The following is a 22584-nucleotide window of genomic DNA, read 5'->3' as shown; positions in this document are numbered from 1 at the left end:
CTCGTGTCACCTTCTTAGCCGGCTCACCACCGGCTCTTTTTTGGGAGCTGAGTATGAATAGACGCCTCCTACAGGCGGTTCTCCCACTGGCCGTAACGCTTGGCTTATCCGGCTGCAGCACCTCCAGCGATACCGATCCGCACGCGCGCTTCACCGCCGCGCTGCAGAAGGAAATCGATAACCGCGCGCTCGCTAGACACGTAGTGCCGGTTCTGGCTGAACGGCATGCGGGTAGCGACCAAGGCCAGTTCTGGTCCAGCTACACCGCGCTGGAGATTCTTCAGGCGCCCCGTTACACCGCCATTGCCGAACGCCACGGCTTCGCACCCGCCAGGCTGAAGACGCGGATCAAGGGGGATGCTTCGCTGTTGATCAGTTGGGCTTTCCCGCAGCGCTTCACTCGCTCTCTGGCCGGCGCAACGGAGAAATACGTCGAGGAGCTGCGCGCCATCCCGGTGCCACCTGATCCGGAAGATGCCGAATTCCGTCAGTACATGATCGAGCAGGAAGAGGCTCAGGTTAAAGCGCTCGCCCAAGCGGCCGCTGGGCGATATCAGGCAGCGGCTGACGAACTTGAGGCGTTCATTGCCATGACCCGATGCGCCTCGGGTGAAGCCAACGGCTCGGCAGCTCTGCCGGGCTGCGATGGCTGAGCCGTAAGGCGCATAGAACCGTGTTCCCTGCGCTCGGCTTCTAGCCGATATCGGCAAATATTGAGCGCATCGGCCCGCATGGGAATGGAAATTGCCTTAACCAGATATCGCAGGATTCAACCCCCAGAGGGTTACCGAAATGCACAGTGCCATCATCGATCAAGCCGTGCCGCTACCGATCATTCGCTATCGGCAGACATTCGACATCGAGGATCACGCCGGCGGCTTGGACGGCTGGCAGTTGCGCTACGACCAGCTCACCCCCGGTGTATTCAAGGGCAGCATCAGCCAGATGCACCTCGAAGGCCTGCAACTGGTTCATGATCGAGCCAACCAGGCAATGACCAAGCAGGGCGAAACCTGGAAAGGTGCCATCAGCTTCAGTTTGCCGCTGCACGTACCAAACAGCAGTTTCCATTGCCTTGGCCATTCGGTCATTGGCCGAAATCTGCTGGTCACACGAGGCGAAGACTTGCCCGAACTGCGAACGCCAGCCGATCTAGATCTGCTTTGCATCGCCGTTGACGAGTCGCTGCTTCGCGACAGGCTGGAAAGGAACCTCCAGTTGACCAGCCTGCCATCGATGCCTCACTGGTATCGCATGGTGGACGCAGAGAGTCATACCGCGCTGGTCGAGCTGTGTAGCAGTCTGCTCGATGCGCATGCCAACAAAACCAACGACCTACTCGGATACGCCGCTATACGCGCCGGTATTCGTGATGCCGTGGTCATGCACCTGCTGGATCTGATCGACGATCAGGAGGTGAATCTGCTGGAACCCAACGCACGTAAGCGCCTGGTCGACCGTGCGCGCGAATACGCGTTGGCGAACCGCGACGCCCCACCCACGATCTTGGAACTCTGCGACAAGGTCGGCGCCTCGCGTCGCAAGCTTCAGTACTGTTTCCAGGAGACGCTGGGGATCAATCCGGTGGCGTACCTGCGGGCGTTGCGACTGAATGCTGCGCATCGCGCGCTGATCACAAGTGACGGCACGCTATCGGTGCAGACAGTGGCGGCCAGCTGGGGATTCTGGCACCTCAGCCGCTTCGCCAGCGACTATCGCCAACTGTTTGGTGAATTGCCTTCGGACACGCTTCGCCGTGCTCGATGAAACTGTGCTGATTTCGGATAACCCCCTTCGCTGACCTGTCCATAGGCTTCCCCTACCCATAACAACAAAACAGGGGAACACCATGAAAGGACATCGCACGATGGCCGCCAAGGGATTGCTTTGCGTATCGATCCTGGCCGCATCCGGCATTGCGCTGGCTACTGAAGGCGGCGCGCCCACGACTCCCAATGGCGTGTACGACTTCGGTGCCGGTTTCACACCGCCAGCGACGCCTACCGGCACCGTCGGTCTGCGCACGGCGTTCTACTCGGCCAACCGGCTGATGGACGCCAGCGGAGACAAAACCCCGGTGGACTTCTCGATCGATGTCCTGTCCATCGGACTGGCGTATATCCGCATGACCGACCAGCAGTTCCTCGGCGCGCGATACGGCTTCGGAGCGGTGCTGCCCTTCTTCAAGATGAATGCATCGCTCGATGTCGACACCCCGTTCGGTCCGATATCCCGAGACGCGGAAATGTTTCGCCAGGCAGACGCACAGATCCTCCCGCTCATCCTGCAGTGGTCGCCTTCACGCAATCTGGGGATCAATACCCAGTTTCAGATCCAGCTACCGACCGGTGACTACGACGAAGATCGCTTGGTTTCTCCGGGGCTCAACCACTGGACCTTCTCGCCAATTCTCAACGCCACCTACATCACCGATAGCGGTTTCGAGATGTCGTCGAGCTTCCAGGTGGACGTCAACACCCGCAACCACGCAACCGACTACAAGAACGGCGTCGAGTACCGCCACGAGTTCGCCGTCGGACAGCACGTCGGCCCCTGGACGCTAGGCCTGGGTGGCTATTACTACCGGCAACTGAGCGATGACGACAGCCCCGACCTCACCAGCGGCAACCGTGGCCGAGTCGCCGCCATCGGGCCCGCCATCAGCTATTTCAAGCCGGGTCTGCCGCCCGTCTGGCTCCACGCCTACAAGGAATTCGGCGCACGCAACAAAGCCGAGGGCTACACCGTGGCCCTACGCTTCTCGCACAGTTTCTGAGGAGACCGAACATGAGCCGGAATCTGTCACCGATACGCCAAGCCAGGACCGGACGCGAAGGCGCCGTACTGATGCTCGGCAGCAGCCTCACCATCATGGGCTCGGTCATGGTCGCGCCGATCCTTCCGAAGCTCTTCGCCGAGTTCGGCCCGATCGAGCCGAAAGCCGACCTGCTCGTTCCGCTGGCCATCACCGGCCCGGCATTGACCATTGCACTCTTCGCTCCGCTGGCTGGATGGCTGGCCGACCGCGTGGGCCGCAAGGCATTGCTGGTGGCTGCCGCCATCCTGTACGCCCTCTTGGGCACGTTACCGGCGCTACTGGACAGCTTGCCTGCCATTGTCGGTTCGCGGCTGCTGTTCGGCTGTACCGAAGCGGCAATCATGACCTGCTGCGCCGCTTTGATTGCAGACTACTGGCAGGGAGAGCAACGGTTGCGGCTGGTCAACCTGCAAGTCGTGACGATCGGGTTGATCGGCGCGCTGTTCTTCGTGATTGGAGGCGCGTTGGGGGAGCAGGCATGGCGAGCGCCGTTCTATCTGTATTTGTTGCCCTTGCTGCTGGTGCCCTTCATGGCTCGCGTGCTGTGGGAACCGGCAACCATCCGCCAGCAACAGTTGGAGGATGGCGAGGACCAAATTTCCGTCCTGACGCTGGTGATCGGCTATCTGCTGATCTTCGCCGGCATGCTGCTCAACTTCATCGTCCCGGTACAGGCGCCCGCGCTGCTGGTCGGCATCGGCATCACCTCCAGCACGCTGATCGGCGCCTCTGCCGGCCTTGGCCTGCTGGCCTCGCTGGCAGGCGCGCTGCTTTGGCCGGTGTTGCGCCGGACGCTGGGCATCTCCGGATGCAACGCTCTGCTGCTTGGGTTGCTGGCGCTGGGTCTGTGGCTACTGAGCCAAGCCCAGACCTATAACGAGGTGTTGGTGGCGGTATCGCTCCATGGCATCGGTGCCGGTTTGCTGGTCCCCAACGCCATGGCACCGGTGATGAACGCGCTGAGCGCCAACACCCGAGGGCGTGGTCTGGGCGCGTTCACCGCATTCCTCTACCTCGGCCAATTCGCGAGCCCCCTGCTGATCGCGATGCTCGGCGGCTTCAATTACGACCTTCGTGGCGCCATCCAACTGCTGGCCATGCTCAGCCTGACGGGCGGCATCGTCTGGGTCGTCGCGGCCATCCTCAAGCCACATCGTGCTGCAGAAGCCATCGGCCCGCACGCCTGATTCAACTGCCGACGCGCGAGCGTCGGCCTTCACACCTCCGAGGCTTATATGCAAGACATCCAATCACTCATGGACCGCGAGGACGCGACAGGACTCGCCAATTTGGTCAAAGCACGCGAGGTCAGCCACAGCGAGTTGCTGGAAGCTGCGATTGCTCGACTGGAACTCGTAGAGCCGCAGCTCAACGCGGTCGCCGAAAAGCTCTATGACACCGCACGCAAGGCGCCGACGTTCGATGGCCCGTTCGCCGGCGTACCAACGCTGATCAAAGACCTGTTTTCACCGTTGACCGAAGCACGCATGACCAGCGGCTCGATTGCGCTGGGTGAGGCCAGGCCCGGGCTCGACGATGCAGTGGTGAGCCGCCTTCGCACCGCGGGTTGTCAGTTCATCGGCACCAGCACGTCGCCTGAATTCGGCACCTCCTATACCACCGAGTCGACCCGCTTCGGTGCGACCCGCAACCCCTGGGATACAACGCGCAGCGCCGGTGGCTCCAGCGGCGGCGCCGCAGCCTTGGTAGCGGCTCGTGTCGTCCCCTTTGCGCATGGCAATGATGGCGGCGGCTCGCTACGCGTGCCGGCGTCCTGTTGTGGCGTCTTCGGGCTCAAACCCAGCCGCGGTCGCATGCCCAGTGGCCCACTCATCGGTGAAGGCTGGGCCGGTATGGGTACGCCCCACGCCATCACCCTGTCAGTGCGCGACAGCGCCGCCCTGCTCGATGTGACCGCTGGTGCGGATCTTGGCGCGCCCTACGCCGCCCCTCACCAGAGCATCCCATTCGTTGACTGCCTGACTCGCCGGCCCACCCGGCTGCGCATTGCGGTGATCGAGCATCTGGCTCCCTGGACCAGCAGTGCGGAAGCGCTGGCCGCCGTGCGCCACACCGCGCAGCTGTGCCAGGAGCTGGGTCACCAGGTAAAGCAGACCACACTCCCGGTCAATCCGCTGCCGGTGCTCGACGCGATGTTCGACATCATCGGCGCCAGCACCCGCAGCTACGTCGATATGCTCGGCAAGCTACGGAATCAGCCGGTCGCCGATGAGGAACTGGAGCCCCGAACCCGGATCATTCTGCGCGAGCGAGGCGCCGTCAGCGGGGCACGCTACGCCGATGGCGTCGCCAGCCTCCACGCACTGGGACGCGACCTGGCACGCTTCCTCTGCGACTACGACCTGATACTGACCCCGACGCTGACCCGCGAGCCTCCACGCATCGGGACTCTGGATGCGTTCGATGACCGCCTCGACCTGGCCACGCTGATCGAACACTTCCACAGCTACTCGCCGTTCACCTCGCTGTTCAATGCCAGCGGCCAGCCCGCCATGTCGGTTCCGCTTTACTGGAGCCCGAATGGTTTGCCGATCGGCTCCCATTTTGCCGCTCGTTTCGGTGAGGAAGGCACCCTGCTCGCCCTCGCCGCGCAGCTTGAAGAAGCCCAGCCATGGAGGGGCCGGGTGCCGGTGGTAAACGCGCTGCAACGCTGAAATGCATAGGCGGGAACGTCTGGACTCCCAACCGGCCAGTCCCGCCGTCCCGTTTCGAGGCTTATCGCAGCAATGTGCGCGCCTAGCCCCGCCTCGAGTTTTCCCGGTGCGGACCTAAACCTTCTGGTTGATATTCGCGCCCGGGCATCGCGGCCAGGATAGACGCACCCATACCGAGGAGTACTACTCATGTCCGCTACATCAGAATGGATCACTGTCGGCGCCCTGGCCGACGGCTTCATGCCCGAAGCCTTCCTGCTACCGCACGTCAACGACTTTGCTGGCAAGACCCATACGCTGCATTTCGCCAAGGGCGGCGCCATCGAGCATCGCTTCGAGGCTGATCGCCTGCATTGGCACGCGGACGATGGCCACTCGACCGGAAGTGCCCCGTACCGGGCTACAGCGCTGCGTCCCGGCATTTACCTGGTGGATTTCGTCAAACAGGAACAGGGCCGCCATTGGTCCATCAGCCTGGTGCTCGACGTCAGCGCTGGCGTTTTTACCGCAATCATCGGTGCGCTGCCCAGCGAAGCCGACACGCAACGTGGGCTCTATGGACGTGCGCTCGCCGGCGAGCCTCTGACAGGCGTGGAGGTGCAAATCCTGCACGGCAGCCTCAACGACGCCAGCCGTGCCAGCCAGTGCCATCACCAACCAACCGATCAACTGGTGGGCCTGCGCAACCGTTACCGCTACAGCCCCACCGAGGTCTATGACCATATCTACCTCAACGAGCAGTTCTACACCTGGATGTGCCTGAAGGGCGTTGAGAAAGGTCTGTGCGACACCGACCGCTGCCATTACATCGCGATTGCACCGGAGCTGTTCCTGTTCGTATGGCGCGAAAAGATCGTACCGACCCTGGGGCTGGTGCTGATTGACCTGAAAGCCCATCGCAGCGACGGCAAAATCTTCGGTTATGCCGGGGAAGACTTCACCCAGGTGTCCAACTTCCCTGTCGCGTCCCACTGCCAGGTGGTCAGCCGCCTGGAGGCGTCTGAATGAGCCAGCGCACCCTCCTGATTACCGGGGCCGGCACCGGCATTGGCGAAGCCTGCGCGCGGCTGTTCGCGCAGGATGGCGCTAATGTGGTGCTGGTCGGCCGTCGGCGCGAACCGCTGGAACGGCTTGCAGCGGAAATCGGCGGCCTGGTCCTGGCCGGCGATGCCGCCAGCAGCCAGGGCTGGCAAGCGTTCATAGCGCAGATCCGTGAGCGCTTCGGTGGCCTGGACGGTGTCGTCGCCTGCGCCGGCGGGCTCGGCCCGGGCAGCGCCACCCAGACCAGCGACGAGGTCTGGCACATGGCCATGCGCAGCAACCTGGACAGCGCCTTCCAGACCGCACGGGCTTGCATGCCCTTGCTGGCCGAGCGACGCGGCAGCCTGGTGCTGCTTGGCTCCATCGCTTCCTTGGCGGCGGGTCCGGAAGTGTGCGGCTACACCACGGCCAAGCACGCCCTGCTGGGGCTGAACCGTTCGCTGGCCCGCGACTTCGGTCCGCAGGGCGTGCGGGTCAACTGCGTCTGCCCGGGCTGGGTGCGCACGCCGATGGCGGACGAGGAAATGCAGCCGCTGATGGACCACTACGGTGAGGATCTCGACGCCGCCTATGCCCGCGTCACAGCGGACGTGCCGCTGCGCAGGCCAGCGACCTCGGAGGAGATCGCCCGGGTCTGCCGCTTCTTGCTCGGCGAGGACGCCTCGATCATTACCGGTGCCACGCTGGTGGCCGATGGCGGCTCCACCATCGTCGACGTGCCCACTCTCGCTTACGACCGCATGGGGATTGCGCAATGACCGGGAATCAGACCTTCGCCAACCGCATCGTCTTGGTCACCGGCGGCGCACAGGGGATCGGCCGTGGCATCGTCGAAGCCTTCGCGCGCCGCGGTGCCGAGGTGGTGATCGCCGACCGCCAGGCCGACGCCGCCGAGGCGCTGGCCGAGACGCTACGTCAGGAAGGGTTGGCGGTCCGCGCGCATGCCGTCGATCTGGCCGATCTCGCCGCCATCGATGCCCTGTTCAAGGTGCTCGACGGGCTGGATGTGCTGGTGCACAACGCCGCGTACTTCCCATTGGTCAACTTCACCGACATCACCCCAGAGGTGCTGCAACGAACCCTGGATGTGAATCTGGCCGCGCCCTTCTGGCTGACGCAACGCGCGCTGCCGCTGATGCAAGCGCGTGGCGGCGGCAGCGTACTGATGACCTCCTCGGTGACCGGACCGCGCATGGCCTATCCGGGGCTCGCGCACTACGCGGCCTCCAAGGCAGGCGTCAACGGCTTCATCCGCGCCGCGGCGCTGGAGCTGGCGCCCTACAACGTGCGGGTCAACGGCGTCGAGCCGGGCATGATCCAGACGCCAGCGATGGACAACCTCGGCGACACGGCGCTGGCCGAGCACATCGCCGCTGGCGTGCCGCTGGGCCGTCTCGGCCGCCCAGCCGACATTGCCGAGGCGATGGTATTCCTCGCATCCGAGGGCGCCGGCTACATCACCGGCCAGACCATCGTGGTCGATGGCGGCGCCACGCTGCCGGAGGTACGGCCGGCGGGCTGAGCGTCCGGCTGGCGACCTCAGACAAGCGGGAGCAGCAGGTCGCATTGCCCCGTACCTAGCTTTCGAAGTACGGGGTGATGATTTCCCAGCGCCCGCCTGGCGGTCCCAGGCCCGCAGACCGAAGATCGAGCCTGCCGCCCTTCCCATCGCAGTCCTGCGTGTACTGCCCCGCATCTCCGGGAACGGTGGCGCATCGCATCAATCGTCAGGGCGGGTTCCAGCCCCTTCAGCGCACGCCCAAAATCTGCGGACGGACGCTGTAACCGTGGGCTCCGTAATGCGAGTAGTGGAACAGCCGCTGCATCTCGTTCGGCACCAGCCAGCCCACATCGCCCGGCGCATAGAACAACCGCCCCACTGCCGAACGCATATCTCACGGCCACCGTTGCCTTGGGCTGGAAGGCACCGTGCGTGCCGATGGACTTGAGCAATGCGACGGGTCATTGATTCAGATCGAAACGGCGGCGGATTACCACGGCAAGGCCCCTGATGTAGCTTTGCGCCAGCCAAAGAAAAAGGCGCTGGCTAACCAGCCAGCGCCTTTTGGGGTCCGTCAAGCGGTGTTCAGCCGCATCGGGACGACGTGGCGATGCCTTCGCGCCACACCTGGTGACTCGCCGATCAGAACATGGTCACGACCAGCAACTGTCCATACAGGTTGGTGTCGTCATTGCCGATCTGGCTGCCGCCGTTGGCCAGGCTTTCGTTCGGCTTGTAGAAGCCCACCACCGGAATGATGAACAGATTGTCCCTGGCTGCCCACTCGGCATACAGGTCGATTTCCTTGCCGCCCAGGTCGGCGAACGCACCGGCATTCGAATCGATCGTTTCGAAGCGGTACATCAAGGCGCCAACCGTCAGGTTTTCCGCAGGGGCGGCCTTCAAGCCGATGTGGTGAACGCGCGTGTTGCTATTGAACGGGCCGGCATAGTTGGAGGCGACTTCGCCTTGGAACCAGGTGCCCAGTGCACGGCCGTTGCCGTAGAACAGCGGGTCGTAAGCGTCGGAGAAGCGGCTGTAGCGGTAGTTGACGCTCGGTGACCAGGTCACGTCGGAGAAGGTCCAGCCGGCTTCCAGATACCAGGCGTTCTCGTTGCCGGCATTCTTGTCCTGATAGGCGTATTCGCCAGACAGGAACAGATTTTCGATGCCGGCGTTGCCCTGCGCCCGCAGGCTGTAGGTCTTGATGCCCTTGCGGTCGACGAAGTCGAAGTCCTCGTCGGTATCCAGCACGTCGAGGTAGGTAAGGCCCACGGTGCCCTTATCGGTGACATTTTCCAGCGTAGCCACCGCCATTTCTGGCCGCCCCTGGGAGCGATTGTCGGATTTGAGCCACATCAGATCGCCGCGCAGGCCCTGCTCCCCTCCAAGCCGCAACACTGCCGTCTTGTCGAAGGCTTTACGCGGGGTGATGTAATAAGCACCGCCTCGGTCGAGCATCCCGTCCGCCACTTCCCGGCCGAAATTGAGCGCATCACCGGAAACCAGAAAGCCGTCACCGATCACGATATTCTGCCGGCCGAAAGAGACATCCACACCGTTTTCGCCCAAGGCCGCGAACCGATTGCCCGAGCGCCAACCGAGGTAGGCGTCCTCGATCTTGGTGGTGCGCTCGCTACCGTTGGACCAGCCCGCCGCATCACCGTCACCGAAGGTACCGGAGCTGACCCAGTTGAGCGCGCCGTATGCCTGATCCCCGGAACCGCTCAGCCCCTGCGAGAAGCTGAAGCCGTACTTGAGATAGGCCTCCTGCCAGGATGAAGAACCTTCTGCCAAGGTGCCGGATTGGCCATAGTTCTCGCCGCTGTGGAACAGCCCGACCATGGCTTCCAGGTCAGCGTTGATTTGCGTGTCGCCCTGGTTGTACAGCTCGTAAGCCCAACCCTGGCCGCTGGCGCAAACCAGCAGCGCTGCACTGCCCGCGCGAATGGACTGGGCAAGCTTGGTACGCGATAGCCTATGCATTCGAAGAATCCTTGTTGTTGTGTTGTTCAGTTCCGAGGGCAATGGCGATGCCGCTCGATGCCACGGCGGCTCGAACGCTCCTTGTTGGCCATATGGCGGCCGGAGCTTGGGGGGAGTGTAGGGAGGGGGCGCAGGCAATTATTTCCTGTGGCTGCCAGATCCTTGATTACCGATGCCACCGCGAATGCCGTCGCGCAAAGCACTACAAGAGGATGGAACGGCGCTCCGTCAAAGCGCCGCTCAATCGGTCAGGGTGTCTTCGGGACAGAGCCAGAGGCATACATGTCCGCAACGATCCGCCAGCCCTGCGGCATGCGCTCCCAGACGAACAGGCTTTTCATCTGGAAGGGCTCGCCCGCGTTGGGCTGGACATTCCAGGTCACCTACGTATAAGCGCTGTCCGCACCCAGCGGTGTGACGCGATCCAGCCGGATAGTGGCGGTGGTGCTGTCGGCGACCAGCGACTCGACCAACGAGGTCAGTGCTTCGGTACCAGTGAACAGCGGTTCGGTCTGCTCGCCGGTGATCTCCGTTTCTGGCACATAGACCTTGGCAACGATGCCCTTGGCATCGTTCTGCTCCCAGCGAGCCTCAACCACCATCAAAGACGCCTTTGGTCTCGATAGTAAACGGAGCGTATGAACATGATGTTCGGTTCCACCGCCGAGCATTCCGCTTAGCGGCGTTACTACCGATAGATGCAGTGAAGTATTTTCCTAAGAGTCGATACGTTGCGACGATCTCTCGATAGGTACCGATAGTCCCCCGACGGGCCTGATTTTCACTCCCTCTCTAATTAAGGAACTACGCCTTCCAAGGCAACGCCGGTAGAAAGCTGACTCGTGAACACGGGCAATCAGGGAAGGCATCAGCCCGAAGATTATCGGTTACCAATGGGAATACCTGCTCATCTAAGCGGTGAGAGTCTGGAAACCGGGCAGGATGCCGCAGCGAATGACTTGAGCCACTTAACGACGCAAAGCAAATGCTGCAGCGTCCTCTGCGCCATAAACCTCAGCGTCAAGCAAGCGCTCATAGATCGTCATCGCACGAGTTTTGACTTCTAGTGGTGAGCGCTGAAGTGCAATCACAAGCCCTATAAATTCGCCGTCGTACAACCCTCCAACGGTCTTATCTGGCGATGTACGTGCAAGCTCAGTTGCAGCCTCTGCGATATGAAGCACCAGCATCTCAAAGCTTGGATAAAGCAACAGGTGCTGAAGCGAGCGTACAAGCAGGCGCCCCATCGACTCTTTAAGCAGATCATTATTTACTGCAACAGAGGCCAGCAAGGCACGCGTCATCTCGTCAGGAGGCAATCGCTCGCCACGATCGACCGCTGTAGACAGAGCATGAGCCTCGAACCCGCTGACAATGCTGGCGACAGAAATGAGGTAGGCATGCGAGCGGCTTCGAATATCGAGATCAAGTTCACTCCACCCCGCAGCAGCCGCAAATAACACGCCAGACCTGGCAGAAATATCATTCCCAGCCATCACCGCTTCGACTATCTCGCCCATACCACAAGAAGCAGTACCATCGACAATCACGCTAGCAGCAGAGAACTCACCACCAATCTGCCTAAGCTTATGATCGCTATGACTGAGCCAGAAGTTGACAATCTCCTGCTGTAGGCTCGTATGCATGCGAACGCGTAGGCGCCACAACGACTGAACTACTGCAGCATCTTCAAACGTTGCAGGGAATGCTCGCCAAATCGCTTCAATCAGACCGCTGACTCTGGCAGCGTCCGCCCACCAGAGCTCATGCGACCTAAACGCTAGGATCGCAGTCCAAACCTCGGGATCTTCAGGATGAGTAACGTGTAGTTCCAACTCCGCGAGCCAACCATCACAATCCACGCCGTCACGATGGATATATCCCGCAGCGATCGCTGACAGCAGCGTGAAATTGCGCTGAGGGAGAAAATGCATCCCGCCGCCCCGGCCAAATAGCATGGCTTCAGGGCGTTGATCTGGTTTCTCATTCCGCTCACGATTGGATTTATTAAGCTCGCCATGACGTAGTGTTTCTGCGGCCAACACATTGGGGTCGCGCTGCAGCCAACCCCTGAGCAACTCGATGTCACGACCCTCAAGACCTTTCAGGCGTTTAGCGAGCGCCTCCATGGCGCTGGCAACATCGTGGCGAAAGCTAGTCAACGAAAAGCCACGGGATTGAGCATCCCAAATCAAAATTTTTAGTGCCTGAGCGTCAACTGCCGCAACTGCCGACAACTCCCTAATTGCTGCGCCCGTAACCTGCTCGTGCAGATCCGGTTGTAAACGCGGAATGATACGAAGAGCACGATCTGGAAACGACTTCGCAAACGCGGCAAAAGCCCGAGACAACTCAGTTACACCGCCTTTTTGCCAGTGTTTCGGGTGCTCATGGCGGCCAGTATGGTCGTTGACTTCATCGAGCATTTTGATAATCGCATCGTCACTGGCTTTCGCCATCTGATCGTGGCTCATGGGTGATCCAACGAACTGCGCCATCCTCCGACCTCCACGCTTTGCTTGTAGCGCGGGTTGTTCGACCTTCCACTCCTCAACTTGCCTACGACGACGGGCCGTCAACACTTGTACTGGTAGCTCGGCAAGCAAACGCAATCGTCGCTCATCAGACCAACGAAGCAACTTCCTCCGCTGAGCAGGATCTCGCTCTTCCTGTAAGTCCTCCTTCCAAGGCTCCCAGGACTCGATATAGTCGCGAATCCGCTCAATATCACCGAGGGAGAGGTAAGGAGTGATCAGAGCTATCAGATTGCTTGATGACCAGCCGCAGATCATCTGGCCAACACCTTCTTCATCGTCGAACGTGTCACTACCTAGATTAAGGCGTCGTTGATCTGCGAGAAGGAACGCGAGCGCATACTCATTAAGAAGTGCCGGATTTGCCGCCAATGTATCGGCAACTAGTGACTGAACCTCGTCAATTTCTACAGTCACGACAGTAGCAAGCAAGGTGCACGCCCCATCCGGATCAGAAACCGCTGACTCTTCGAGCACACTCCGCAGGAGTTGCGTCAAATGCCCCTCGCCACCGTCATATTTCCAATCGTATGGAACATATATCGATTGCGGATACCGATGCCCAGGCCGTCCATCAGCAACCTCTCGCGATGCCACCCCGACAAACCAAGGCAGGAGCCGCTCGGCACAATAGAGCGGTGCGGCTGCCGCAATCTTTTCAGCGCCATAAACCCTGATGCCGTTGTGCCGATCCTCAGGCTGCAACGTGGCCCAAAATGAGATGACATCCAAAGCAACGCGGGTATTACCGTTCTCATGCAACGTCTTGGCGTAATGGGATATCGCCCAATCTGCCAACACCGTTCGATTAAAGATCGTACGGACATGGGCGATAGCACGGTCGGTCGCAATACCAGAACGCTCAAAGAGACTAAACACGTCTCCGTCATGTGAAGCATCCGACCAATAGCGGTCGACCAGATCCATAACTTGGCTCGAGTCCTCAGCGACTTCTCGAGCGAGCAGCATGCTTGCATTCCAGCTATGCTTTTCGTCCTGCAAAAGAAAAGGAAGGAGCGGCAGCAATCCTGATCTCCAGCGCGGCCATCTTAACGCTACCTGCCTGAATGCCCGATCTGCAAGCGCATGATCGTTACGCGCCATCCAATCGACCCAAGCAGTATCACTTACGCTCGGATCATCGGCACTCGCCAAGTAATCGGCCACAAGATGGCGCAGATGCCTGCGTGTCTTGGGGTTAGGTAGCAACAAGCGAATAGCCACTTCATAGGAAGCCATATCAACCCTTCGCATTTGCTCGAGGCCGCGCAAGATTGTCCCCCGCGCGAATAATCCTTCCTGGCGGCTCCATGCGTAATCAGCCAACCCTTGTGCGGTTCGGAGTGTCTTAGCCTGAAAATCATCGAGCCATGACTGATGACTGAAGCCGATGCTGGCATCTTCGCGGATGACGATGCCAATCGACTCGGACCAACGCAGCATCTCACTGTAGTCCGGGTGATAGTGAGCGGCTGGCCGCCAGAGGCTCTCATGCTGTGTCATGTCAGTTGCAAGCTGGCGCAAGAACGCCATACACGAAACTCGCGCTGCACCTGCGGGCAGCTTCTTGTCGAGCCATCGATCAAGCAGGTTTGCTGCTGTCAAATCAGCAGGACTCAAACCAGACTTGGCAAGATCGACGTATATACCGAGAGCAAAAGCTGTACGCAGCGTCTCTTTGAGACTATCCGGCACCACCGTAGCGTCAATACCGAGCTCACCGAGCAGCGCCGATATCCGTTCGAACGGCGGCAGGGAAAGCAGTAACTCATCCGCGTCAAGCAACCTAAATCGGGCGTCGAACTTCGCCTCAAATGGTCGCGAAGAAACGATGACATGGATGGGGAGTTTGTTGCCCTCTTGACCCTCTGCCTCCTGCAGACGAGACGCAAGGCGCAGTAAGACCTGCATGCGTTGTGAACTCTGATCCATCACTTCACTGACAGCGTCAAGCTGATCGATGATCAGTACAACCGGGGCTTCAACCGCCAGCGAGAGAAGCTCCTGCTCGATATCACCTGACATGCCAAGATCGCGAGCGAGGTCGGCGAAATCCACAATATTTGGGCTAAGCATGTCGGCCTTTATCGCTAGCACAATCTGGCCGCGAGCTTTAAGGGCACAATACAGCTCAGCGAGAAGTGCTGACTTGCCAGTCCCTGCCCCTCCGACGACCAGCGTGGAGCCTGCAGGATGCTGATTGATCCGCTGAAGCAGATCGTCGAACTCTGATCGCTCTATGTGCTGCCCCCAAATCAGTTGAGGCCAGTCGGCCAGACCGCGCGACCCACGCGTAATGTCTTCCTCAACATCAGCTCTAGTGAATATCTCTATGCTCTTTGAAACCAAGCCGACTGCAGCGAACCGAGCCTCAATCATGGCCTCGGCATCTTCCACAGCCACGACAAGTTGAACTTTGAAAAACCGCTGACGGACAGCAGGGATACCTTCCAATAACGCGTCGAGGTCGACTGGCCTAAGAAGCTCATATTTCAGGCTCTTCAGGGCCATACTGATGCCTGGCATGACAGCCTCGATCCTCAGCGTCGAGAATGCCTCATACTTTTTAATGACGTCGGCAACCAGACCTAAAAGCTCTGCCTCATTGGCAGTTAGCCAAGTCTGTGGCGCCTCGAAAAAATCGGCTGCTGTACTTGCAGGATCCGAAGCAAGGGCAAGAATAAATCGGAAACCGGCCGGGTCTGGCATAAGCGCCGGTTCAAGCACGACATTTAAAAGGAACTTGATTACCTCACGGAGCGAGTCCGGCCGGGTGAAGCCAGCCTTAACCTTTTTGCACTGAATAAGCCCGACTGGCTGTTCATCCTTCGTGAGCCAAACATCCCGCCCTTGATCAGCTCCCGTGACCATCAAGCGAACATTGCTATACCAAGCAGATAGTGGCCCAGGTTCCTGATAGATGCTGTACAGAAGGAGTTCAAAATCAGCATCCGACAGCGCAAGGTAATTTGCCCTATCCGGCCCGACGCGCCCCTCGTCTACAGCTTCGACTTGAGCATATGCAGCATCAATTTCGTCAGATGTTAGGAGTTTCATTCAGGTCTTCCATGTTTGACGATCTCCAGCCACCTACGGATAGCTGCCACTACCGCTGTACGATTATTTCACCAACGAGAATACGCCACTAGCGCAGGCATGAAAAAACCGGCCGAAGCCGGTTTTTTCATCAATCCCGTAGGATTATTCCCACTCAATCGTCGCCGGCGGCTTGCTCGATACGTCGTAGGTGACGCGGGAAATGCCTTCGATCTCGTTGATGATGCGGTTGGAGACCTTCTCCAGCAGCTCGTAGGGCAGATGCGCCCAGCGTGCGGTCATGAAGTCGATGGTTTCCACTGCACGCAGCGCGACGACCCAGGCGTAGCGGCGGCCATCTCCCACCACACCCACGGATTTGACCGGCTGGAACACCACGAAGGCCTGGCTGGTCTTGTGGTACCAATCGAAATTGCGCAGCTCCTGGATGAAGATGTGGTCGGCGCGACGCAGCAGGTCGGCGTATTCCTTCTTCACCTCACCGAGGATGCGTACGCCCAGACCCGGGCCGGGGAAAGGATGGCGATAGACCATGTCGTACGGCAGGCCCAGCTCGAGGCCAATCTTGCGGACTTCATCCTTGAACAATTCGCGCAGCGGCTCGACCAGCTTAAGGTTCATTTCCTCCGGCAGGCCGCCAACGTTGTGGTGCGACTTGATCACGTGGGCCTTGCCGCTCTTGGCACCGGCGGACTCGATGACGTCCGGGTAGATGGTGCCCTGAGCGAGGTACTGGATGTTGTCGAGCTTGCTGGCCTGGGCATCGAACACGTCGATGAAGGTGCGGCCGATGATCTTGCGCTTCTTCTCCGGGTCGGCTTCGCCAGCCAGATTCTCGAGAAACTGCGCTTCGGCATCGGCACGGATCACCTTGACGCCCATGTTCTCTGCGAACATCGCCATTACCTGGTCGCCTTCATGCAGGCGCAGCAGGCCGTTGTCGACGAATACGCAGGTCAGCTGATCGCCGATGGCCTTGTGCAGCAGCGCCGCGACCACCGAGGAATCGACACCGCCGGACAGGCCCAGCAGCACGTTGGCCGAACCGACCTGATTGCGCACCTGCTCGACCAGATCTTCGACGATGTTGGACGGCGTCCACAGCGCTTCGCAGCCGCAGATTTCCAGCAGGAAGCGTGACAGGATGCGCCCGCCCTGACGGGTGTGGGTCACTTCCGGATGGAACTGCACGCCGTAGTAACGACGCTCGTCATCACCCATCGCGGCGATTGCGCAGCTCGGGGTGCTGGCGAGGATATGGAAGCCTTCCGGCAGGTCGGTGACCTTGTCGCCGTGACTCATCCAGACGTCGAGGCCGAACACGCCGTCGTCGTCCATATGATCTTCGATGCCATCGAACAGCTTGGACTTGCCGACCAGATCGACCCGCGCGTAGCCGAACTCGCGCTCATCGGAACCCTGCACCTTGCCGCCGAGCTGCTCGGAGATGGTCTGCATGCCGTAGCAAATACCGAACAGCGGCACGCCCAGGTCGAACACCGCTTGTGGCGCGCGCGGGCTACCTTCAGCGTGAACCGACTCCGGGCCGCCGGCCAGGATGATGCCGCGCGGGTTGAAGGCACGGATGTCCTCGTCGCTCATGTCGAACGGATGCAGCTCGCAATAGACGCCGATCTCGCGAACGCGACGGGCGATCAGCTGGGTGTACTGGGAACCGAAATCCAGGATCAGGATGCGGTGGGCGTGAATGTCAGGATGAGACATGGGCTTTCCTTCGGAAAGAGCTTGAAGCTGAAGCCGGAAGCTGGAAGTGCAAGCCGAAGTCATCGCCTCGGCTTCCAGCTTCCAGCTTCCAGCGCCTGTTAAAGCGACGGATCAACCCACGCGGTAATTGGGCGCTTCCTTGGTGATCTGCACGTCATGTACGTGGGACTCGGCCATGCCGGCGCCGGTGATGCGCACGAACTGCGGATGGGTCCGCATATGGTCGATGGTCGCGCTGCCGGTATAGCCCATGGAGGCGCGCAACCCGCCCATCAGCTGGTGGATGATCGCGGCCAGCGAACCCTTGTACGGTACGCGGCCTTCGATGCCCTCGGGCACCAGCTTCTCGGCGCCGGCAGAGGAATCCTGGAAGTAGCGATCCGAGGACCCCTGCGCCTGGGACATCGCGCCCAGCGAGCCCATGCCGCGATAGGCCTTATAGGAGCGGCCCTGGAACAGCTCGATCTCGCCTGGAGCTTCTTCGGTACCAGCGAACATCGAGCCCATCATCACCGCGTTGGCGCCAGCAACGATGGCCTTGGACAGGTCGCCGGAGAAACGGATGCCGCCGTCGGCGATCATCGGCACGCCGGTACCTTCGAGGGCGGCGGAGACGTTGGCGATGGCGGAGATCTGCGGTACGCCGACACCGGCGACGATGCGGGTGGTGCAGATCGAGCCAGGGCCGATACCGACCTTGACCGCGTCGGCGCCGGCCTTGACCAGGTCCAGTGCCGCTTCGGCGGTGGCGATGTTGCCGCCGATGACTTGCACCTGCGGGAAGTTTTCCTTCACCCAACGCACGCGATCCAACACGCCGCGCGAGTGGCCATGTGCGGTGTCGACGACGATCACATCGACACCGGCAGCAGCCAGTGCCTCGACACGCTCGGCAGTATCGGCGCCAGTACCAACGGCCGCGCCGACACGCAGACGCCCCTGGTCATCCTTGGACGCCAGCGGGTAAGTCTTGGCCTTCTCGATATCACGGAAGGTGACCAGGCCGCGCAGATGGAAATTGCTGTCGACCACCAGCATCTTTTCGATGCGGTGCTCGTAGAGTTTGGTCTTGATCTCTTCGAGGCCGGTGCCTTCCTGTACGGTGACCAGCTCTTCTTTCGGCGTCATGATCGCGGCGACCGAATCGCCGGCATTCGGCGTAAAACGCAGGTCGCGGCCGGTGACGATACCGACCAGTTCCTTGCCGGACACCACTGGAAAGCCGGAGAAGCCCAGCTCATGCGCCTTGCGCAGCAACTCGCTGATCTTGGTTTCCGGCGTAACCGTCACCGGGTCATGGACGATGGCCGTCTCGTGACGCTTGACCTTGCGGACCTCGGCGGCCTGCTGCTCGATGTTCATGTTCTTGTGGATGATGCCGATGCCGCCTTCCTGCGCCATGGCGATGGCCAGGCGGGCTTCGGTGACGGTGTCCATTGCAGCCGAAACGAGGGGAATGTTCAGCTCGATTTCGCGGGTCAGGCGGGTCTTGAGACTGACATCCTTCGGCAAGACCTCGGAATAACCCGGGATCAGGAGAACATCATCGAAAGTCAGGGCTTCTTGGCTGATACGCAGCATGGCGGGGGCTCCCAGGCGGGAAAAAGGAAGCGCGGCATTATACCGAGCACGGGCGCATGGCTCAATCAAACAATGCGCCGCCGCGGCACGAATGAACAGCGTAGAGACACGTCACGCGTCGCTAGTAGGCGACTTCCACCAACGCCAACGGATACCCCAGCCGCTCAGTGAACTCCTCGATGAAGGAGCGGCGGAAGTACCGGCCTGGCCAGTTGTTGAAGATGAACCCCAGATCCGAGAAACCGCAGGGTTGGCTGAAGGGGAAGCCGTTGATGTCGTCCTCGTGCCCGCACTCCGGGCAGATGAAATTCTCCGTTTCGCCCGGCATCCACTCTTCTAGATGCTCCAGCAGCGCTTCGCCGATCTGCTTGCGACACTCCGGGCAGCGCGCTCGCCCTTCGAAGCCACGCTCGGGTGTATAGATGCAGCGATCGGTGATGATTTCCAGGCCGTTGCGCTCCCGTTCATAAGGCAGCAAGGCGGCGCCAGCCGGCTCCAGTACCTCGGCGGCGCGCGGACCGATGCCGTAGGCCAGGCGGCCCGGCGCCGAACCGCACGCGGACAGGTGCGGGGCGATGATGCCGCGCTCCACCAGCCAACGCTGGATTACCCGTGCGCGCGACTGGGCGCCCGGGTAGCTGGAAATCTTCGGCACGATGATGAACTGCTGATCACTCATGGACGCTACGTCTGAAGGAAAGCGCGCAGCTTAATCGGCCATCGCCGCAGGTCAAGCCGTAGCCATGGCGGTCCCGACATCTACGAACCTTGCAACAAGGCACCGGTACGGATGAAGCGCCCAGCGTCTTGCCGTATCATCGCCGCCATGCTCAAAGACCCTTTTCAACGCCTGAACCTCGACCGCGAAGTGCTGACTGTCAGCCAGCTCAACGGGCGCGCCCGGCTGCTGCTCGAAGACGTGTTCGCCCAGGTCTGGGTGGAGGGCGAGATTTCCAACCTGGCCAAGCCCGCCTCCGGCCACATCTATTTCACCCTGAAAGACAAGAGCGCCCAGGTCCGCTGCGCGCTGTTCCGGCAGAACGCGCTACGTGTGCGGCAGGCCCTGCGCGACGGGCTGGCGGTGAAGGTGCGTGGGCGGGTGTCGTTGTTCGAAGGGCGTGGTGACTACCAGTTGATCCTCGACAACGTCGAGCCTGCGGGCGATGGCTCGCTGCGCCTGGCGTTCGAAGCATTGAAAGACAAGCTCAGTGCCGAAGGCCTGTTCGACGCCGCCGGCAAGCGCGCCCTGCCCGCTCATCCACGGCGCATCGGCATTGTCAGCTCGCCCACCGGAGCGGTGATCCGCGACATCATTTCGGTGTTCCGCCGGCGGGCACCGCACGTGGCCCTGACCCTGGTGCCGACGCCGGTACAGGGCCGCGAAGCGACCGCGCAGATCGTCCGTGCGCTGGAGCTGGCCGATCGCGGAGACTTCGATGCGCTGATCCTGGCGCGTGGCGGTGGCTCGCTGGAAGATCTCTGGTGCTTTAACGAGGAAGTGGTTGCACGGGCCGTGGCGGCCTGCGTGACACCCATCGTCTGTGCCGTCGGGCATGAAACCGATGTTTCCATCGCCGACTTCGTGGCCGACGTCCGCGCGCCGACGCCCTCCGCCGCCGCCGAATTGCTGGCGCCGAGCAGCGAAGACCTACGTCAGCGGCTGCATAGTCTGCGTCAACGCCTATTGCTGCGGATGCGTGATCGCCTGCATCGCAACAGCTCGCAACTGGAAGGTCTGACCCGACGCCTGCGCCATCCAGGCGAGCGCCTGCAACAACAGGCCCAGCGTATCGACGATTTAGAGCAGCGGCTTTTGCGCGGTATCGATCGCCGCCTCTGCGCGGGCCAGGAACGCCTCGCGCGGCTGGATACTCGCCTGGCTGCGCAGCATCCCGGACGGACCCTGCATCTGTTGCGTCAGCGCCTCGAGCACCTGACCGGGCGTATGCCACGCGCCATGCAGGAAGCGCTGAAAAGTCGCCGACAGCATTTACAAGGGCTGGCCCAGACCCTGAATGTGGTGAGTCCGCTGGCGACCCTGTCCCGCGGTTACAGCATTCTGCTCGACGAACGAGGGCAGGCGATTCGTCGCGCCGACCAGACTCAACCCGGCCAGCGCCTGAAGGCTCGCCTGGGAGAAGGCGAACTGGATGTTCGTGTCGAGGACAATCATCAGACGCCAGTGACGTTGTCGCTGCTGGACTAGCGCACTGGCCGCAACCCGCTCATCACAGGAATCACCATGCGTTTTGCCTTAGCCCTGCTGCTGTGTTTCGCCCTTCCCGTCCACGCCGAAGGTTTCCTGACCCGTCTGCTGAACAAGCCGGTGCCGGGCGGCGTGGCGGTGATCGGCCTGGGGGATGGCACCGAGGCGCCCAACGTGCGTTATGAAGGTAAACCGGTCCTGGTGGTACGCGAAGAAGGCCAACGCTGGATCGCCATCGTCGGGCTCCCGCTGACGGTAAAGCCCGGCCAGCAGCAGCTGGAAGTGAACGGCACCGCCCGAACCTTCGCTGTTGGCGCTCGTGAATACCGCGCGCAGCACATCACGCTGAAAAACAAGCGTCAGGTCAATCCCAACCCCGCCGATCTCGAACGCATCCAGCGCGAGCTGGACGAACAGACCCAGGCCTACCAGCAGTTCAGCGCCCGACAGCCGAGCAACCTGTTGTTCGACAAGCCGGTCGACGGCGCCCTCTCGTCGCCGTTCGGGCTGCGCCGCTTCTTCAACGGTGAGGAGCGCAACCCGCATTCCGGCCTGGATTTCGCCGTCCCGGCCGGCACCCCGATCAAGTCACCTGCCGCTGGCAAGGTGATCCTCACGGGCAACTATTTCTTCAACGGCAACACCGTGTTCGTTGACCACGGTCAGGGACTGATCAGCATGTTCTGCCACCTGTCGAAGATCGACGTAAAGGTCGGCGACGAACTGGCCCGCGGCGCGGTGCTGGGCAAGGTTGGCTCCACCGGCCGGGCCACGGGGCCGCATCTGCACTGGAACGTCAGCCTCAACGATGCGCGGATCGACCCATCGATTTTCATCGGTGCATTCAAACTCTGAATCCACTTTCAAGGACAACGACATGCTTATCCATGCGCAGGACTCCACGCTGCTCGTCATCGATATCCAGGAACGGCTGTTTCCCATCATCGAAGACAACACGGCGCTGGCCGAGCACAGCACCTGGCTGATCCAGATCGCCCAACGCGTCGGGGTGCCGGTCCTGCTCACCGAGCAATACAGCAAGGGCCTGGGGCCGACCATCGCGGCGCTACGAGACGGCATCGACGCGGACTCGATCATCGAAAAACTGCACTTCTCCGCAGCGCGCGACGGTGAGCTGTTCAAACGCCCAGGAGGCGAACGCCGGCAGTTCATCGTGTGTGGTGCTGAGACGCACATCTGCGTCCTGCAGACGGTGCTCGACCTGCTCGCGCGCGGCCATCAGGTATTCGTAGTGGAGGAAGCTGTCGGCTCGCGCCGCGCCCGCGACAAGGCCCTGGGGCTGGCGCGGATGCAACAGACTGGCGCCAGCATCGTTTCGCGGGAGATGGTCGCCTTCGAGTGGATGGAGCAGGCCGGCACCGACCTCTTTCGCAGCATCAGCCGCGAATTCATCCGCTAAGCAACGCCCCCGCAAGGGCAACGCTGCAGCAGTCACATTC

The 22584-nt window shown here is 61.1% G+C and carries 18 protein-coding genes; 11 read left to right on the top strand and 7 right to left on the bottom strand.

Annotated elements, in window-relative coordinates; genetic code table 11:
- The first annotated feature begins 53 nt into the window (after positions 1-53).
- The 8 genes from MCB86_RS17970 (at position 54) to MCB86_RS17935 (ending at position 8056) form a co-directional block, all read left to right on the top strand.
- The gene (locus MCB86_RS17970) at positions 54-653 is read left to right on the top strand and encodes a hypothetical protein (protein ID WP_239611739.1); all 600 of its coding nucleotides are present in this window, start codon (positions 54-56) and stop codon (positions 651-653) included.
- 139 nt (positions 654-792) lie between these two features.
- Complete coding sequence (locus tag MCB86_RS17965; protein WP_045163116.1) at positions 793-1767, top strand: helix-turn-helix domain-containing protein; 975 nt, start codon at positions 793-795, stop codon at positions 1765-1767.
- Between the two features lie 100 nt (positions 1768-1867).
- Complete coding sequence (locus MCB86_RS17960; RefSeq protein ID WP_239611929.1) at positions 1868-2776, top strand: transporter; 909 nt, start codon at positions 1868-1870, stop codon at positions 2774-2776.
- An 11-nt stretch (positions 2777-2787) separates the two neighbouring features.
- A complete protein-coding gene (locus tag MCB86_RS17955; protein ID WP_239611737.1) occupies positions 2788-4005 on the top strand; it encodes an MFS transporter in 1218 nt (405 codons plus the stop codon).
- 48 nt (positions 4006-4053) lie between these two features.
- A complete protein-coding gene (locus MCB86_RS17950; RefSeq protein WP_239611735.1) occupies positions 4054-5493 on the top strand; it encodes an amidase family protein in 1440 nt (479 codons plus the stop codon).
- Between the two features lie 189 nt (positions 5494-5682).
- Entirely contained in the window at positions 5683-6501 is an 819-nt protein-coding gene (locus tag MCB86_RS17945) for a molybdenum cofactor biosynthesis F family protein (protein ID WP_239611733.1), read from the top strand.
- Positions 6498-7292, top strand: a complete 795-nt coding sequence (locus tag MCB86_RS17940) for an SDR family oxidoreductase (RefSeq protein WP_239611732.1) — start codon at positions 6498-6500, stop codon at positions 7290-7292. The genes MCB86_RS17945 and MCB86_RS17940 overlap by 4 nt, the downstream gene beginning before the upstream one ends.
- Positions 7289-8056, top strand: a complete 768-nt coding sequence (locus MCB86_RS17935; protein WP_045163122.1) for an SDR family oxidoreductase — start codon at positions 7289-7291, stop codon at positions 8054-8056. Before MCB86_RS17940 ends, MCB86_RS17935 begins: the two co-directional genes overlap by 4 nt.
- A gap of 226 nt (positions 8057-8282) precedes the next feature.
- On the opposite strand, the gene MCB86_RS17930 is transcribed toward MCB86_RS17935, so the two are convergent.
- From MCB86_RS17930 to MCB86_RS17900, 7 genes are all read right to left on the bottom strand, one after another.
- Entirely contained in the window at positions 8283-8426 is a 144-nt protein-coding gene (locus MCB86_RS17930) for a hypothetical protein (protein ID WP_155397659.1), read from the bottom strand.
- Between the two features lie 251 nt (positions 8427-8677).
- Entirely contained in the window at positions 8678-10021 is a 1344-nt protein-coding gene (locus MCB86_RS17925; RefSeq protein WP_239611730.1) for an alginate export family protein, read from the bottom strand.
- 383 nt (positions 10022-10404) lie between these two features.
- On the bottom strand, positions 10405-10623 hold the full coding sequence (locus MCB86_RS17920; protein WP_239611728.1) for a hypothetical protein: 219 nt from the start codon (positions 10621-10623) through the stop codon (positions 10405-10407).
- Positions 10624-10989: 366 nt separating this feature from the next.
- Positions 10990-15612, bottom strand: coding sequence for an ATP-binding protein (locus tag MCB86_RS17915; RefSeq protein WP_239611727.1), 4623 nt, complete (start codon positions 15610-15612; stop codon positions 10990-10992).
- A 144-nt stretch (positions 15613-15756) separates the two neighbouring features.
- Positions 15757-17337 (bottom strand): glutamine-hydrolyzing GMP synthase, encoded by a 1581-nt coding sequence (gene guaA / locus MCB86_RS17910; protein WP_045163124.1) that lies wholly within the window; start codon positions 17335-17337, stop codon positions 15757-15759.
- 111 nt (positions 17338-17448) lie between these two features.
- On the bottom strand, positions 17449-18918 hold the full coding sequence (gene guaB, locus MCB86_RS17905) for an IMP dehydrogenase (RefSeq protein WP_045163125.1): 1470 nt from the start codon (positions 18916-18918) through the stop codon (positions 17449-17451).
- A gap of 121 nt (positions 18919-19039) precedes the next feature.
- Complete coding sequence (locus MCB86_RS17900; protein ID WP_239611725.1) at positions 19040-19597, bottom strand: sugar ABC transporter ATPase; 558 nt, start codon at positions 19595-19597, stop codon at positions 19040-19042.
- Between the two features lie 147 nt (positions 19598-19744).
- On the opposite strand from MCB86_RS17900, the gene xseA reads away from it, so the two are divergent.
- The 3 genes from xseA to MCB86_RS17885 are packed head-to-tail and all read left to right on the top strand — an operon-like array spanning position 19745 to position 22544.
- The gene (xseA, locus tag MCB86_RS17895) at positions 19745-21124 is read left to right on the top strand and encodes an exodeoxyribonuclease VII large subunit (protein ID WP_239611723.1); all 1380 of its coding nucleotides are present in this window, start codon (positions 19745-19747) and stop codon (positions 21122-21124) included.
- A 36-nt stretch (positions 21125-21160) separates the two neighbouring features.
- Entirely contained in the window at positions 21161-21979 is an 819-nt protein-coding gene (locus MCB86_RS17890) for a M23 family metallopeptidase (protein WP_239611721.1), read from the top strand.
- 22 nt (positions 21980-22001) lie between these two features.
- Complete coding sequence (locus MCB86_RS17885) at positions 22002-22544, top strand: hydrolase (protein WP_239611719.1); 543 nt, start codon at positions 22002-22004, stop codon at positions 22542-22544.
- Positions 22545-22584: the final 40 nt, after the last annotated feature.

The sequence above is a fragment of the Pseudomonas sp. KSR10 genome, from assembly GCF_022355455.1.
In the GTDB taxonomy this organism is placed as follows: Bacteria; Pseudomonadota; Gammaproteobacteria; order Pseudomonadales; family Pseudomonadaceae; genus Stutzerimonas; species Stutzerimonas stutzeri_E.
This window is presented reverse-complemented; position numbering and strand designations above follow the sequence as displayed.

Excerpts from the sequence above, each read along its gene's own strand:
- MCB86_RS17970 (WP_239611739.1), top strand. The coding sequence starts at position 54 with ATGAATAGACGCCTCCTACAGGCGGTTCTCCCACTGGCCGTAACGCTT.
- MCB86_RS17965 (WP_045163116.1), top strand. The coding sequence starts at position 793 with ATGCACAGTGCCATCATCGATCAAGCCGTGCCGCTACCGATCATTCGC.
- MCB86_RS17960 (WP_239611929.1), top strand. The coding sequence starts at position 1,868 with ATGGCCGCCAAGGGATTGCTTTGCGTATCGATCCTGGCCGCATCCGGC.
- MCB86_RS17955 (WP_239611737.1), top strand. The coding sequence starts at position 2,788 with ATGAGCCGGAATCTGTCACCGATACGCCAAGCCAGGACCGGACGCGAA.
- MCB86_RS17950 (WP_239611735.1), top strand. The coding sequence starts at position 4,054 with ATGCAAGACATCCAATCACTCATGGACCGCGAGGACGCGACAGGACTC.
- MCB86_RS17945 (WP_239611733.1), top strand. The coding sequence starts at position 5,683 with ATGTCCGCTACATCAGAATGGATCACTGTCGGCGCCCTGGCCGACGGC.
- MCB86_RS17940 (WP_239611732.1), top strand. The coding sequence starts at position 6,498 with ATGAGCCAGCGCACCCTCCTGATTACCGGGGCCGGCACCGGCATTGGC.
- MCB86_RS17935 (WP_045163122.1), top strand. The coding sequence starts at position 7,289 with ATGACCGGGAATCAGACCTTCGCCAACCGCATCGTCTTGGTCACCGGC.
- MCB86_RS17930 (WP_155397659.1), bottom strand. The coding sequence starts at position 8,426 with ATGCGTTCGGCAGTGGGGCGGTTGTTCTATGCGCCGGGCGATGTGGGC.
- MCB86_RS17925 (WP_239611730.1), bottom strand. The coding sequence starts at position 10,021 with ATGCATAGGCTATCGCGTACCAAGCTTGCCCAGTCCATTCGCGCGGGC.
- MCB86_RS17920 (WP_239611728.1), bottom strand. The coding sequence starts at position 10,623 with ATGGTGGTTGAGGCTCGCTGGGAGCAGAACGATGCCAAGGGCATCGTT.
- MCB86_RS17915 (WP_239611727.1), bottom strand. The coding sequence starts at position 15,612 with ATGAAACTCCTAACATCTGACGAAATTGATGCTGCATATGCTCAAGTC.
- guaA (WP_045163124.1), bottom strand. The coding sequence starts at position 17,337 with ATGTCTCATCCTGACATTCACGCCCACCGCATCCTGATCCTGGATTTC.
- guaB (WP_045163125.1), bottom strand. The coding sequence starts at position 18,918 with ATGCTGCGTATCAGCCAAGAAGCCCTGACTTTCGATGATGTTCTCCTG.
- MCB86_RS17900 (WP_239611725.1), bottom strand. The coding sequence starts at position 19,597 with ATGAGTGATCAGCAGTTCATCATCGTGCCGAAGATTTCCAGCTACCCG.
- xseA (WP_239611723.1), top strand. The coding sequence starts at position 19,745 with ATGCTCAAAGACCCTTTTCAACGCCTGAACCTCGACCGCGAAGTGCTG.
- MCB86_RS17890 (WP_239611721.1), top strand. The coding sequence starts at position 21,161 with ATGCGTTTTGCCTTAGCCCTGCTGCTGTGTTTCGCCCTTCCCGTCCAC.
- MCB86_RS17885 (WP_239611719.1), top strand. The coding sequence starts at position 22,002 with ATGCTTATCCATGCGCAGGACTCCACGCTGCTCGTCATCGATATCCAG.